This window comes from Bradyrhizobium sp. USDA 4369, assembly GCF_054056435.1.
On the sequence record NZ_JBSRYH010000001.1, the window covers coordinates 3,417,300 to 3,431,660 of the forward strand.

At 65.9% G+C, this 14,361-nt stretch carries 12 protein-coding genes and 1 pseudogene; 9 read left to right on the top strand and 4 right to left on the bottom strand.

The genetic code is table 11. From position 1 onward, the window contains the following. Nucleotides 1-60 precede the first annotated feature (60 nt). A complete protein-coding gene (locus ACVIJ6_RS15440) occupies nucleotides 61-252 on the top strand; it encodes a DUF1192 domain-containing protein (protein ID WP_456773393.1) in 192 nt (63 codons plus the stop codon). Between the two features lie 399 nt (nucleotides 253-651). After that, nucleotides 652-1,164, top strand: a complete 513-nt coding sequence (gene rcdA / locus ACVIJ6_RS15445) for a protease adaptor protein RcdA (protein WP_456773394.1) — start codon at nucleotides 652-654, stop codon at nucleotides 1,162-1,164. Between the two features lie 140 nt (nucleotides 1,165-1,304). On the opposite strand, the gene rpmE is transcribed toward rcdA, so the two are convergent. Further along, complete coding sequence (rpmE, locus tag ACVIJ6_RS15450) at nucleotides 1,305-1,532, bottom strand: 50S ribosomal protein L31 (protein WP_015664357.1); 228 nt, start codon at nucleotides 1,530-1,532, stop codon at nucleotides 1,305-1,307. Between the two features lie 234 nt (nucleotides 1,533-1,766). Here rpmE and ACVIJ6_RS15455 point away from each other — a divergent pair, with 234 nt between their 5' ends. Then, a complete protein-coding gene (locus tag ACVIJ6_RS15455) occupies nucleotides 1,767-3,626 on the top strand; it encodes an ABC transporter ATP-binding protein/permease (RefSeq protein WP_456773395.1) in 1,860 nt (619 codons plus the stop codon). A 317-nt stretch (nucleotides 3,627-3,943) separates the two neighbouring features. After that, nucleotides 3,944-4,144: a hypothetical protein gene (locus tag ACVIJ6_RS15460; RefSeq protein WP_006614616.1), complete on the top strand. Its 201-nt coding sequence runs from the start codon at nucleotides 3,944-3,946 to the stop codon at nucleotides 4,142-4,144. A 200-nt stretch (nucleotides 4,145-4,344) separates the two neighbouring features. On the opposite strand, the gene ACVIJ6_RS15465 is transcribed toward ACVIJ6_RS15460, so the two are convergent. From ACVIJ6_RS15465 to ACVIJ6_RS15475, 3 genes and pseudogenes are all read right to left on the bottom strand, one after another. Continuing rightward, nucleotides 4,345-4,794, bottom strand: coding sequence for a GNAT family N-acetyltransferase (locus tag ACVIJ6_RS15465; RefSeq protein WP_456773396.1), 450 nt, complete (start codon nucleotides 4,792-4,794; stop codon nucleotides 4,345-4,347). Beyond that, a pseudogene (locus ACVIJ6_RS15470) lies at nucleotides 4,791-5,820 on the bottom strand (peptidoglycan -binding protein). The gene ACVIJ6_RS15465 and the pseudogene ACVIJ6_RS15470 overlap by 4 nt, the downstream one beginning before the upstream one ends. Nucleotides 5,821-5,865: 45 nt before the next feature. Next, nucleotides 5,866-6,858 carry a hypothetical protein gene (locus ACVIJ6_RS15475; RefSeq protein ID WP_012046758.1) on the bottom strand — a complete coding sequence of 331 codons (993 nt, stop codon included), beginning with the start codon at nucleotides 6,856-6,858 and terminating at the stop codon, nucleotides 5,866-5,868. A 184-nt stretch (nucleotides 6,859-7,042) separates the two neighbouring features. Between ACVIJ6_RS15475 and ACVIJ6_RS15480 the strand changes: the two genes are divergently transcribed. The 5 genes from ACVIJ6_RS15480 (at nucleotide 7,043) to ACVIJ6_RS15500 (ending at nucleotide 14,321) form a co-directional block, all read left to right on the top strand. Next, nucleotides 7,043-7,858 (top strand): DUF1295 domain-containing protein, encoded by an 816-nt coding sequence (locus ACVIJ6_RS15480; RefSeq protein WP_456773397.1) that lies wholly within the window; start codon nucleotides 7,043-7,045, stop codon nucleotides 7,856-7,858. After that, a complete protein-coding gene (locus ACVIJ6_RS15485; protein WP_456773398.1) occupies nucleotides 7,855-8,886 on the top strand; it encodes an SAM-dependent methyltransferase in 1,032 nt (343 codons plus the stop codon). Before ACVIJ6_RS15480 ends, ACVIJ6_RS15485 begins: the two co-directional genes overlap by 4 nt. A gap of 276 nt (nucleotides 8,887-9,162) precedes the next feature. Continuing rightward, entirely contained in the window at nucleotides 9,163-10,359 is a 1,197-nt protein-coding gene (locus ACVIJ6_RS15490; protein WP_456773399.1) for an efflux RND transporter periplasmic adaptor subunit, read from the top strand. A gap of 6 nt (nucleotides 10,360-10,365) precedes the next feature. Then, complete coding sequence (locus ACVIJ6_RS15495; protein ID WP_456773400.1) at nucleotides 10,366-13,521, top strand: multidrug efflux RND transporter permease subunit; 3,156 nt, start codon at nucleotides 10,366-10,368, stop codon at nucleotides 13,519-13,521. Nucleotides 13,522-13,724: 203 nt separating this feature from the next. Continuing rightward, a complete protein-coding gene (locus ACVIJ6_RS15500) occupies nucleotides 13,725-14,321 on the top strand; it encodes an outer membrane protein (RefSeq protein ID WP_456773401.1) in 597 nt (198 codons plus the stop codon). The last annotated feature ends 40 nt before the right edge of the window (nucleotides 14,322-14,361 follow it).

Here is a 14,361-nt window from a genome sequence, read left to right on the forward strand (position 1 = left end):
CGGTGTGCTGGGCGTGCTTAAGCCAGCCGGGGCCGGGCTGGCAACCGGGAGGAGGGTGCGATGGCAAACGAGGACGACGATCGGCCGCGCAAGGCAGGGTCACATGAGATCGGGCAGGATCTCGCAATGCTCTCCGTCGAGGAGCTGACCGGCCGCATTGTGCTGCTGCGGAGCGAGATCGAGCGGATCGAGCAGGCGCTGGCCAAGAAGCGCGCATCGCGCGACGCCGCCGCCAGCATCTTTAAATCCTGACCTGTTCCAGCAGGTAAAAATACGGTCGGCGAGTTACGGTCGGCCAGTGGCCGACATGGCTAATGAAGTTTGAAAAATTTTCGCCATTTACGGTTGATTAAGCTTTCGGGTTTACAACCGGAACCGTCCTCGTTTGGACACCGAGTGGCTCCTGTCCACTCTGTTTGACGCCTCCCTGTTATCAACTTCAAAAGCCGCCGGAAACGGCGGCTCTTTTTTTGCGTTGTCCAGCTACCGTTGCTCGCATCACGAGCGGTATGAAGGACGCTCGCCCCACGCCGTGGAAACCATAAAAGGCGTTGCCGCTGGACTCTGAAAAGCCGTCGCGCAATGATTTGTTCATCATACCGGCGCGGTGGCCGGATTGCGTAAATCAGTCGCGTTTATGAGGCGTTAACCATGTCGGACCGTTTGCTGGGCGATGGCGCTCTGGTTCAGTTCAATGAGCGGCTCACCAATTCTGCTGCATTCGGCGCGCTGTTTCGGGAGGGCATGGATCTGGTCGAGGAGACCGCCGCCTATCTCGATGGCGACGGCCGCAACGAAGCGAAGGCGCTGGATCGCGCCGTCAGCCTGACCTACGCGACCGAGAGCATGCGGCTCACCACGCGCCTGATGCAGCTGGCGTCCTGGCTGCTGCTGCACCGCGCCGTGAAGGAAGGCGAGATGACGCTGGGTCAAGCCAATCGGGAGAAGACCAAGGTCAAGCTCACCGCCGCAGATCCCGGGCCGGCCGACCTCCTGGAGAAGCTGCCGCAGCAGCTGCAGGACCTGATCGCGCGCTCGATGAGCCTGCAGGGGCGGGTCCGCCGCCTCGACGCCACGATCCATTCCCCGCCGCCGGACCAGAGCGCGATCGGCAATCCGCTGGTGCCGCAGCTCAACCGGCTGAAGGCTGCCTTCGAGCAGTAAGCCTCGAATCCCGGGGCTCGGCGCAGGCCGAGCTCGCCGGTATCGCCGCAGCGACACGCGCAACAAAAACGCCCCCGTTTCCGGGGGCGTTTTGCTGTCAGGCTGCCAGTGCTGCGGGCGCTTGAGGCCCGCGCGTGGCATCAATCCTTCTTGAGGAAGCCCTGGAACTTCTTCTGGAAGCGCGAGACGCGGCCGCCGCGGTCCATGAGCTGCTGGGTGCCACCGGTCCAGGCCGGGTGCGACTTCGGGTCGATGTCGAGGTTGAGCTTGTCGCCCTCTTTGCCCCAGGTCGAACGGGTCTGATACTCGGTGCCGTCGGTCATCACGACGGTAATCGTATGATAATTCGGGTGAATGTCGGCTTTCATGGCGGATCCTAGGGCGCAATGCGTTAGACATGACAGGGCGCGGTCGCGCCTCATCCTGCCGTCACTGAAGGGGGACAATTGGCGCGGTCTATAGCCCAAGGTCCCGCCCAAAACAAGCCAAGGTCGCGAAACAAGCCAGGATCCGCCATCCACCTTGGTATATTACCGGATTTGCCAAGGCCGGTGCGGCGGGCCTATCACGACGACAGATTGGATGAATTCTCAGGTGGCCTCATGAGCGCAGTGGAACGGCTGGACGAGCGGCAGAGCGTTGTTCCGCCAGGGCAGGACCCGGTCGGCGATGCGGCTGCGGCCGTCGAAGCGCTGATCGAGCCCACCACCCCGGTCCGCCGGTCCAAGCTGCGGCCGCTGCTGGCGCTCGCCCCCTACATCCTCCGCTATCGCGGCCGTGCCGTCCTGGCGCTGATCTCGCTGACGATCGCCGCACTGACCACCCTGCTGGTGCCGGTCGCGGTGCGGCGCATGATCGATTTCGGCTTCACGCCGAAGGGCATCGAGCTGATCAACAGCTATTTCAGCGTGATGATCGCCGTGGTGGCCGTGCTCGCACTGGCCAGCGCCGCCCGCTATTACCTCGTGATGACGATCGGCGAGCGCATCGTCGCCGACATCCGCCGCGACGTGTTCGCGCATCTGATGTCGCTGTCGCCGTCCTTCTTCGATTCGGCGCGCTCCGGCGAACTGGTGTCGCGGCTCACCGCCGACACCACGCAGATCAAGTCGGCGGCGGGCGCCTCGGTCTCGATCGCGCTGCGCAATCTGCTGCTGTTCGTCGGCGCCACCGGCATGATGGTCTTCACCAGCCCCAAACTGTCCGGCTTTGTGCTGTTGGCGATTCCGCTGATCGTGATGCCGCTGGTCGCATTCGGCCGCTGGGTTCGGCGTCTGTCGCGCAACGCCCAGGATACTCTGGCCGAGGCCTCGGCCTATGCCTCCGAACTGGTCGGCGCCATCCGAACGGTGCAGGCCTATACCAGCGAGAAGCTGGCGGCAGGGCGGTTCGGCGGCGAGGTCGAGCAGGCCTATGAGGCGGCGCGGGTCTCGACCCAGGCCCGCGGCGTGCTCACCGCGATCATCATCTTCATCGTGTTCTCCAGCGTGGTCGCGATCCTCTGGGTCGGCTCGCATGACGTGCTGACCGGCAGTATCAGTGCCGGGCGGCTCGGCCAGTTCGTGCTCTATGCGGCGTTCGCGGCCGCGGGTCTCGGCCAGCTCTCGGAGGTTTGGGGCGAGGTCTCGGCCGCCTCCGGCGCCGCCGAGCGGTTGTTCGAGCTCCTGCATGTCCAGCCGGACATCAAGGCGCCGGCACACCCGGCGGCGTTGCCGGAGCCTGCGCGGGGCGACATCAGCTTCGACCGTGTCAGCTTCGCCTATCCGAGCCGTCGCGATGTCCGCGTGCTCGAGGATGTCTCGTTTGCGATCCACGCCGGCGAGAAGGTCGCGATCGTCGGTCCGTCCGGTGCCGGCAAGAGCACGCTGTTTCATCTGCTGCTGCGGTTCTACGATCCGGCCTCCGGCGCGATTTCGGTCGACGGCGTACCGGTGCGCGCCGCCGATCCGCGCAAGGTGCGCGAGCGCATCGCGCTGGTGCCGCAGGAATCCGTGGTGTTTGCGGCGAGCGCGCGCGACAACATCCGCTTCGGCCGGCCGGAGGCGTCGGACGCCGAGGTCGAGCGCGCGGCCGATCTCGCCCATGCCAGCGAGTTCATTCGTCGGCTGCCGGAAGGCTTCGACACCCCGCTCGGCGAGCGCGGCGTGACTCTGTCGGGCGGCCAGCGCCAGCGCATTGCGATCGCGCGCGCCATCCTGCGCGACGCGCCGCTGCTGCTCCTCGACGAGGCGACCTCGGCGCTCGACGCCGAGAGCGAGACGCTGGTGCAGACCGCGCTCGAAGGCCTGATGAAGGACCGGACCACCTTGGTGATCGCGCATCGCCTCGCCACCGTGCTGTCCTGCGACCGCATCCTGGTCATGGATCGCGGCCGGATCGTCGAGCAGGGCACGCACAGCTCGCTGGTCGCAGCGAATGGACTTTACGCGCGGCTGGCGCGGCTGCAGTTCGAGGGCGTGTAGTTTCAGCAACACCGTGCACAGCAGGGCGATCGCGTTTGACCAATCGGCTCAAGCGCAGCACGAACGCCCAACATTGATTTAGGCCGTCATGGCCGGGACAAGCCCGGCCATGACGACATGGAAACACACCAGCGCAATACGTAGAGCGCCACATGCGATGGCCCTATCGCGGACTGGGGCACATCAGCGAATTCTTGCGGCCGGACCTGCAACCTTTCTCGGGCTTTGTACGTTCCCTGCCGGAACAGTTGGCGCGGCGCTCTGATGCGCGCCGACCGCACACTCCGCCGCACACCTACCGCTCAGGAGCAACGCGCATGCCTTATCGTCGTGGCAGTTTTGCCCTCACGCCGCCCTCCTTCGTGATCTTCGCGATCGCGCTGGTGCTCGCCCTGGTCGCGATGCTCGCGCACTACATGCATGCCTCGGTACCACTGCTGTCGGCTGCGCACGCCTTCGACGCGCTGGCCATCGCCTTCGTGGTGCTGACCATCGGTGTGCTGTTCCGCGGCGTGTAGTTGCTGTCCACCCCACACGCGGTGTCGCCCCTGCGAAAGCAGGGGCCCATAACCACAGGCGGACGTTTGGTGGGCGAAGCTCGCCACGTCGTTCTTCGCAAAACCCCTGCTGCGGCGTATGGGTCCCGGATCTGCCCTCGCTGCGCTCGGTTGTCCGGGACGACGGCCGCGTGTGCAGCTGAGATGGGGGAGCGCGGCGATTAAGGCGTCCACGCCATGCGCAGCACGGGACGGCCTGAGGTCGGGTTGACGTCCTCGCCGGCGTTCACGAAGCCGCTGCGCTGGTAGAAGCGGATGGCGCGGGCGTTGTCCTTGTTGACCAGCAGCGTGATGCCGCCAGGCGACCGCGCCTTCGCGGCGTCGACCAGGCGCGTCGCGAGCGACGAGCCCCAATGCTGCGGCGAGACCACCAACTGATCGAGATAGCCCGTGGCATTAATGGTCACGAAGCCCGCGAGTGCGCCGTCCGTCTCGGCGACGATCACCTCGGCATTCGGCACCAGTTCGTTGCGCCAGCGCTCGCGCCACCACGGCACCCGCGCTGCGAAGTCGATCGCGGGATAGGCCAGCTGCCACGTCGCCTGCCACAACGCGATCGCCGCGTCCTCGTCCGCCGCGCGATAGGGCCGCAATGAGACGTTTGGCGTCACCGCTCCGTCAGCTTCAATTCGATGCGGCGGTTGCGGCGGAAGGCATCTTCGGTGTTGCCGGGATCGAGCGGCTGAAATTCGGCAAAGCCGGCGGCGACGAGGCGCTGGGCGGGGACGCCGAGCGAGATCATGTACTGCACTACCGAGATGGCGCGCGCCGACGACAACTCCCAGTTCGATTTGAACACCGGGCTGTTAATCGGCCTGACGTCGGTGTGGCCGTCGACGCGCAGCACCCAGGAGATCTCGGCCGGGATCTGCTTGTCGAGATCGACCAGCGCCGTCGCCACCGAGTTCAGCTCCTGCTGTCCCTCGGGCAGCAGGGTGGCCTGGCCGGTGTCGAAGAACACCTCCGACTGGAACACGAAGCGGTCGCCGACGACGCGGATGTCGGGCCGGTTGCCGAGGATCGCGCGCAGGCCGGCCGAAGAATTCGGAGCGATAGCGCGTCAGCTCCTGCACCCGCTGCGCCAGCGCGACGTTAAGGCGGGAGCCGAGATCGGCGATGCGGTTCTGCGATTCCTTGTCGCGCTTCTCGGAGGCGTCGAGCGCATCCTCGAGCGCGGCGAGCTGGCGCCTGAGCGCACTGATCTGCTGGTTCAGCACCTCGATCTGGGCCATCGCCCGCGCTGTGACCTGCTTCTCGGAATCGAGTGCCCGGTTCAGCTCGTTGGCCCGGCCGGCGGCATTGCTGCCGGCGCTGGCAAGGCCGTCATACAGACCTTTGACGCGATCGCGCTCGGCTTCGGCGTTGGCGAGGCCCGCGCGCAATTGCGCGACCTGGTCATCCAGCGAGAGCTTGCCGAGCTTCTCCAGCGACAGCATCTCGTTGAGCTGCGCGATCTTGGCGTTGAGCTGCTCCAGCGCCTTGTCCTTGCCGGTGACCTCCTGCGACAGGAAGAACTGCACCACCAGGAAGACGGTCAGCAGGAACACGATCGACAACACCAGCGTCGACAGCGCGTCGACGAAGCCCGGCCAGTAGTTGAGGCCGGAATCTCCTCGGCGGGTACGGGCAAGCGCCATTCAGCGTCTCCTCAGAACTGCCAACGCAAGCGCGGCGGTTGCGCGCTAGCTCTTTTCCGTCTGCCGCGCGAGCCGCTCCAGGAGCCGCTTGATCTCGCGGTTCTGCTCGCCCTGGCCGTCGGCCCATTCCCGGATCATCTGCTGCTCGGTGCGCATGTGGCCGACCAGGCCCTGGATCGCCTCGGCGAGGTTGGCCATCGCCGCGGTGGCGCCGCGGCCCGATCCTTCCTCCATGGCCGTCCGCAGCCGCTCGACGGCGATCGCGAGATCTCCGCTCGCGCCGTCGCCGCTGCCGCCAAATTCGCGCACGGTGCCGGCGAGCCAGTCCTCGAGGTCGGTATAGAAGCGGTTCTGCGCCTGGCTCGATTGCAGGTCCAGGAAGCCGAGGATCAGCGAGCCGGCGAGGCCGAACAGCGAGGACGAGAACGAGATGCCCATGCCGCTGAGCGGCGCCGCGAGGCCGCCCTTCAAAGTGTCGAACAGCGCGCCGGCGTCGCCGCCGACCTTGAGCCCGTCGATCACCTTGCCGACCGAGCCGACGGTTTCGATCAGGCCCCAGAAGGTGCCGAGCAGGCCGAGGAAGACCAGCAGGCCGGTCATGTAGCGCGAGATGTCGCGGGCCTCGTCCAGACGGGTGGCGATCGAATCCAGCAGATGACGCATCGTCTGCTGCGAGATCGACATCCGGCCGGAGCGCTCGCGGCCGAGGATCGCGGCCATCGGAGCCAGCAGGGTCGGGTGGCGGGGCACCGCCAGGCCGGGATCGGCGATACGGAAATTGTTGACCCAGGACACTTCGGGATAGAGCCGGATGACCTGCCGGAACGACAGGACGACGCCGATCAGCAGCACCGCGCCGATCAGTGCGTTGAGCCCCGGATTGGCGAAGAACGCCATGATGATCTGCTTGTAGAGCACCACCCCGACCAGGGCGCACAGCACCAGGAAGACCAGCATCCGCACCAGGAAGATCCGGGGCGTGGACAATTTGGTCATTGCGACGTCCATCGCGGAGCGGGAAGGGGAGCCTTGAGGCATTGTCGATGACATCCGTTGCGGGGGGACCGGTCCCGAAAATCCACTATGGCACAGCAGCGGCGGGAGAAAAGCCGCGATCGGCGCAATTCCCGTCCCTGCGCGGAACTGTGGCTGAAACCGGCGGGCGTCCGCGGCGTAGTTAGTCCCGTGGCTTATATTTTAGCTGGAATGCCCGGGCTTTGTCATGACCATCCTGGAATATCTGCAAGCTCTGCTGGCCATGGCGCTGGCGATGTCCGTGCTGATGGTGCTGGCCTGGATGGTGCAGCAGCGCAGCGGCAATTCGGGCTGGGTTGACACGATCTGGACATTTTCCGTCGGCCTCGTCGGCGCGGCCGGCGCGATCTGGCCGGTCGGCGGCGCCGCGCCGAATGCGCGGCAATGGCTGGTCGCGGTCCTGGTTGCGATTTGGGCGGTGCGGCTGGGCGGCCATGTCGCGGTGCGCAGCCGCGGCATCTCCGACGACCCGCGCTACGCCGAATTCGCCAGGCAATGGGGCGCCGCTGCGCCACGGCGGATGTTCATGTTCCTGCAGCAGCAGGCCGGGGGCTCGATCCCCCTGGTGTTCGCGATTTTCGTCGCCGCCCATGCGCCGGCGGCCGAGTTGCGCCTGCAGGACTATCTGGGCATCCTGGTGCTGTTTCTCGGCATCGCCGGCGAGGGGCTGGCCGACGCGCAGTTGAAGGCGTTTCGCGCCGATCCCGCCAACAAGGGCAAGGTGTGCGACGTCGGGCTGTGGCGCTGGTCGCGTCATCCCAACTACTTCTTCGAGTGGGTGTGCTGGCTGTCCTATCCTGTCATCGCGCTGTCACTCGACAATCCGTGGGGCCTCGCGAGCCTGCTGGCGCCGCTGTTCATGTACTGGATCCTGGTCCACGTCACCGGCATTCCGCCGCTCGAGCAGCAGATGCTGCGCTCGCGCGGCGACCGCTACCGGGCCTACCAGGCGCGCACCAGCGCCTTCTTTCCCCTGCCGCCACGCGACGGAGCCACCGCATGAGCTTCATCTCCACCATTATCGGCGCCGCCGAGCGTGTGCCGCTGCCCGATACTGTGATCCGCGCCGTGATCGAGGAATTGTGCGCGCGCACGGCGGCGCGGCTGGCGCAGCCGCAGGCGATGGGCGACGCGGAGTTCGCCCGCCTGCTCGCGATGCGCCCAATCGCCGAGCATACTGATGCGGCGAACAGCCAGCATTACGAGGTGCCGGCCGCGTTCTTCGCGCGGGTGCTGGGGCCCAATCGCAAATATTCCTGCTGCTTCTACAAGGACCCAGCCTCGACCTTGCAGGAGGCGGAGGAGGAGGCGCTGCGCCAGACCGTCGCCAATGCCGGTCTGCAGGACGGCCAGCGCATCCTGGAGCTCGGCTGCGGCTGGGGCTCGCTGTCGCTGTGGATGGCGCGCCGGTTTCCGCATGCGCAGATCACGGCGGTGTCCAATTCCCACTCTCAGCGTCTCGCCATCGCGGACATGGCGAGCGCGCGGGGCCTGCTCAACCTGCGTGTTGTCACCGCCGACATGAACGACTTCGCGCCGGACGGCCAGTTCGATCGCGTGGTGTCGGTCGAGATGTTCGAGCACATGATGAACTGGCGGCAATTGCTGTCGCGCGTCAGATCGTGGCTGAAGCCGGATGGGCGGCTGTTCATGCACATCTTCACCCACCGCACCGGATCCTATTTGTTTGACCGCAATGATCGCGAGGACTGGATCGCGCAGCATTTCTTCACCGGCGGCATCATGCCGAGCCACACCCTGATCCGGCAGCACGAAGATCTGTTCGCGGTAGAGAAGGAGTGGCGCTGGAGCGGCACGCATTATCAGCGCACAGCCAAGGATTGGCTCGCCAATTTCGACGCTGATCGCGACCGCATCCTGCAGGCGCTGCAGCCGGTCTATGGCGACGACACCGCGTTGTGGATGCGCCGCTGGCGCTGGTTCTTCCTCGCGACCGCCGGCCTGTTCGGTCACGACGAAGGCCGGGAATGGGGCGTCAGCCATTACCGCTTGCGTCCGGCCAACACATAAATCGACGGCCGCAGGATTCGCCGGAACCGGCACACATGCAGGTTTCGCTGTGCGGAACCGGCTGGAACCCGCCGACACAAAACGCTCACAATTCGGTGAGTCCTAAAAAGTAATTACGAATGAACGGGTTGGCTCGTGTGACATCAAGCCGCCCGGCTGCTGCGTTGCGTCGCAGCGTGCGCTTTCTATGTTGCACGGACATTGCCGCCAGAATGGCGCCATGACCGGGACGCCCGGTCGACCGCTTTGCAACATCATCCAGGGGCGCAATTACCCATGTCTCGTTCGCGCGCGGTGCTGATCAGCTCCGCATTGATGCTCGCCGTTGCCGCGCCGCTGCTGGCCGGCTGTAACGAAGCCACGCAGGCTCAGGCGTCCGCCAACGAACAGGCCGTCGTTCCCGACGTCGGCATCGTCACCGTCGAGCAGAAGCCGCGCGCGATCGTGCGCGAGCTGCCCGGCCGCATTGCGCCGACCCGCGTCTCCGACGTTCGGCCGCGGGTGTCGGGCATCGTCGTCGAGCGGCTGTTCCGCCAGGGCAGCGAGGTCAAGGCAGGCGATCCGCTGTACCGGATCGACCCGAAGCCCTTCGAGGTGGAAATCATGTCGGGCCGTGCGGCGCTGGCGAAGGCCGAGGCGGTGCATGAGCGCGCCGTGCAGCAGGCGCGCAGGATCAACCTGCTGTTCAAGGAGCGCGCCGCGCCCGAGGTCGAGCATGAGAAGGCGATCGCGAGCGAGCGCGAGGCGGCGGCCGATGTCGAGGCCCGCAAGGCGGATCTTGCGCGTGCCCAGCTCAATCTCGATTACGCGACGGTGCGCGCGCCGATCGACGGCATCGTCGGCGCCGCGCAGGTCAGCGAAGGCGCCATCGCGGTCCAGAACGAGACCTCGCTGGCGACCATCCAGCAGCTCGATCCGATCTATGCCGACTTCACCCAGTCGGTCAGCGAGCTCAACCGCCTGCGCCGTGCGTTCGAGTCCGGCGATCTCGACCAGATCGCGCCGGACGCGATCAAGGTCCGGCTCGTGCTCGATGACGGCACGCTGTATTCGATTCCGGGCAAGCTGCTGTTCTCCGATGCCAAGGTCGACGCCGCCACCGGCCAGGTCACGTTGCGGGGCGAGTTCGCCAATCCGAAACGCGAGCTGCTGCCGGGCATGTATGTGCGCGTGCGCATCGAGCAGGGCATCGACAGCGATTCCGTCGCGGTGCCGCAGCAGGCGGTGCAGCGGAACGCCGCCGGCGGGGCCGAGGTCTACGTCATCCGCGAGGACAATCGCGCTATTGCTCGGCCGATCCGCACGGGTCCGATCCAGGACGGTCTGGTGCTGATCACCGACGGCCTCAGGGCCGGCGACAGGGTTGTGGTCGACGGCTTCCAGAAATTCGCCGCCGGCGACAAGGTGGCCCCGCAGGCCTGGACCGAGGCCAGCGCCGCGGCCCAGCTCGAACCGAACGCGACGCCGCGTTAGTCGCCGATGCCGAGCTTCTTCATCGACAGGCCGATCTTTGCCTGGGTCGTCGCCCTTTTCATCTGCCTGATCGGCGCGATCGCGATTCCCTTGCTTTCGGTGGCGCAATATCCGATCATCGCGCCGCCCTCGATCTCGATCTCGACCAGCTATCCCGGCGCCTCGCCCGAGAACCTCTACAACAGCGTCACGCGCCTGATCGAGGAGGAGCTCAACGGCGCCTCCGGCATTCTCAATTTCGAATCCACCAGCGACTCGCTCGGCCAGGTCGAGATCACCGCGAACTTCGTGCCGGGCACGTCGACCAATGACGCGTCGGTCGAGGTGCAGAACCGGCTCAAGCGCATCGAGGCGCGGCTGCCGCGCGCGGTCATTCAGCAGGGCATCCTGGTCGAGGAGGCCTCCGCCGCGGTGCTGCAGATCATCACCTTGCAGTCGACCGACGGCAGTCTCGACGAAATCGGCCTCGGCGACTTCATGATCCGCAACGTGCTCGGCGAAATCCGGCGCATTCCCGGCGTCGGCCGCGCCACGCTGTATTCGACCGAGCGCTCGCTGCGGGTCTGGCTCGACCCGAACAAGCTGATCGGCTACGGCCTCACCGCCGAGGACGTCACCAAGGCGATCGGCGCCCAGAACGCGCAGGTCGCCTCGGGCAGCATCGGCGCCGAGCCGGCGACGACCGTGCAGCGCACCTCGGCGCTGGTGCTGGTCAAGGGCCAGCTCGATTCGCCTGACGAGTTCGGGTCGATCATGCTGCGCGCCAATCCCGACGGCTCGACGGTGCGGCTGCGCGACGTGGCCCGGATCGAGATCGGCGGCTTGAGCTATCAGTTCAATACCCGCCTCAACGGCAAGCCGACCGCCGGCCTGTCGGTGCTGCTGTCGCCGACCGGCAACGCGCTGGCGACCGCGAGCGCGATCGAAGCCAAGATGAAGGAGCTGTCGCGCTTCTTCCCGTCCAACATCAGCTACGAGATTCCCTACGACATCACGCCGGTGGTGAAGGCCTCGATCAAGCGGGTGCTGATGACCCTGGTCGAGGCCGTGGCGCTGGTGTTCGTGGTGATGTTCCTGTTCCTGCAGAACATCCGCTACACGATCATCCCGACCATCGTGGTGCCCGTGGCGCTGCTCGGCACCTGCGCGACCCTGATGCTGGTCGGCTACTCCATCAACATGCTGACGATGTTCGGCATGGTGCTCGCGGTCGGCATCCTCGTCGACGACGCCATCGTCGTGGTCGAGAATGTCGAGCGCATCATGGCCGAGGAAGGGCTATCGCCGAAGGAGGCGACACGCAAGGCGATGGGCCAGATCACCGGCGCCATCATCGGCATTACGCTGGTGCTGATGGCCGTGTTCGTGCCGATGGCGTTCTTCCCCGGCTCGGTCGGCATCATCTACCGGCAGTTCTCGGTCACCATGGTGGCGGCGATCGGCTTCTCTGCTCTGCTGGCGTTGTCTCTGACGCCGGCGCTGTGCGCCACTTTGCTGAAGCCGGTGCAAGCCGGTCACGGCCATGCAAAAAAGGGCGTGTTCGGCTGGTTCAACCGCTTCATGGACTTCAGCCGCAACCGCTACACAGGCGTGGTCGGCGGTGCGCTGACGCGCACCGGACGGCTCATGCTGATCTACGCGATCGTTCTCGTCGGGCTCACCTACGCCTTCATCCAGCTGCCCGGCGGCTTCCTGCCGGTCGACGACCAGGGCTTCATCACCACCGACGTGCAGACTCCGGCGGATTCGTCCTATGCGCGGACGCAGACGGCGGTCGAGGCGGTGGAGAAGTATCTGGCCAAGCGCGAGGGCATCGAGGATGTCACGTTCCTTACCGGTTTCAGCTATGCCGGCCAGGGCGTCAACACGGCGCAGGCGTTCATCTCGCTGAAGGACTGGTCCGAGCGCGGCAAGCACGACAGCGCCGCGGCGCTGGTCGCCGACATCAACCGCGATCTGGCCTCGCTCCGCGATGCCAAGATCACCGCGCTGCAGCCGCCGCCGATCGATAATCTCGGCAACTCCTCGGGCTTCAGCTTCCGCCTGCAGGACCGCGGCCAGAAGGGCTATGCCGCGCTGACCGCGGCCGCCGACCAATTGATCACCGCGGCCAATGCCAGCCCGGTGCTGCAGAAGGTCTATATCGAGGGCCTGCCGCAGGGCCCGCAGGTCAACCTGATGATCGACCGCGAGAAGGCCGGCGCCTTCGGCGTCACCTTCGAGGACATCAACAACACCATTTCGACCAATCTCGGCTCGACTTACGTCAACGACTTTCCGAACCGCGGTCGCATGCAGCGCGTCGTGGTTCAGGCCGACCGCATCAGCCGCATGAATGCGGACGACATTCTCAACTACAGCGTCAAGAACGCGAGGGGACAGCCGGTACCGTTCTCGTCCTTCGCGACGATCCAATGGGCCAAGGGACCGAGCCAGATCGCGGGCTTCAACTATTATCCGGCGATCCGCATCTCCGGCGAGGCGAGGGCCGGCTACACCTCGGGCGATGCGCTCAACGAGATGGAGCGTCTCGCCGCCAATCTGCCGCGTGGCTTCGGCTATGAATGGACCGGCCAGTCGTTGCAGGAGAAGCTGTCGGGCTCGCAGGCGCCGTTGCTGCTCGGATTGTCGGCGCTGGTCGTGTTCCTGTGTCTCGCTGCGCTCTACGAAAGCTGGACCATTCCGCTGGCGGTACTCCTGACCGTGCCGCTCGGCATTCTCGGCGCCGTGGTCGCGGCCAATCTGCGCGGACTGTCCAACGACGTCTATTTCACGGTGGCGCTGATCACCATCATCGGCCTCGCCGCCAAGGACGCGATCCTGATCATCGAGTTCGCCAAGGATCTGCGCGCCCACGGCAAGCCGCTGGTGGAGGCGACGATCGAGGCCTGCTCGCTCCGGTTCCGGCCGATCATCATGACCGGCCTTGCTTTCGTCTGCGGCGTGCTGCCGATGTCGATTGCGACCGGCGCCGGCGGCGCCAGCCAGCAGGCGCTCGGCACCAATGTGATGGGCGGCATGATCGCCGTGGTGGTCCTCGCGCTGTTGATGGTGCCGGTGTTCTTCGTCTCGGTGCAGCGCGTGCTCGCAGGCGATCGGGAGAAGCCGGAGCCGACGGCTGAGCGCGAGGTCTATGGACCGCCAGCGCCAGCGAAGCCGTAGACGATCGGAGCAGCGTGCTCAAACGATCGTGCCGCATTTTATCCGCGCAGACGCTCTGTTCCCTCCCCGCTGCCGATCATCGCTGGCGCGATTGCGGCGTGGGGAAGGGAAGCGCACCCGCTTCGCGGCGCGCGATATCCTCTCTGTGTCTGGAGTTCGCCACTCTCCGCGTGTATGATCCGCCGACGTTTAGCGGTAACGGCATGTCGATGGTCTCACGCAAATTGGCTTTCGCGTTTCTGCTGGCTGGCCTCAGCCTCGGCGTTGACGCGGCCCGCGCCCAGTCGGGCCCTGTCAAATACTGGCTTCCGGGCTGGCCGGTCGGCTTCAGCGAGTCCGGCAGCCTCGATTCCTACGGCGATGTTCCGAGCTTCACGACGAATGGAACCGACAGCGGCTTCTTCTCACGACGCTACAGCGTGACGAACAATTGGTCGGCGCTGTCGGGCGTCGGCCTCAGCTCGAACATCGTCAACCGCTATGGATCGCTCGGCTCCTACACCACCGAGGGCGCGCAATATGGCTACACCTTCAAGAGCGGCGTCAGCTTCTACGGCGGCTTCGATACGCTGAAATACAATCCCGGCCTCGGCGGCCCGTTCGCGACCTTCGACGGCCGATCTACCTCGACGCCGGCCTATGCGATCAATGGCGGCGTCGAGTTCAAGCCGACGTCCAATCTCAGCCTGTCGCTCGGCTTCAGCTATGCCGGCCAGTCGTCCGACCGCATCGACAGCGACATCAACTCGCCAGCGCTTCCCGGCGCCACGCCGCAGGCGTTCACCAGCGGCCGGCGGTAGTCTCTCGCGGTTGTCATGCCCGCAAAGGCGGGCATCCAGT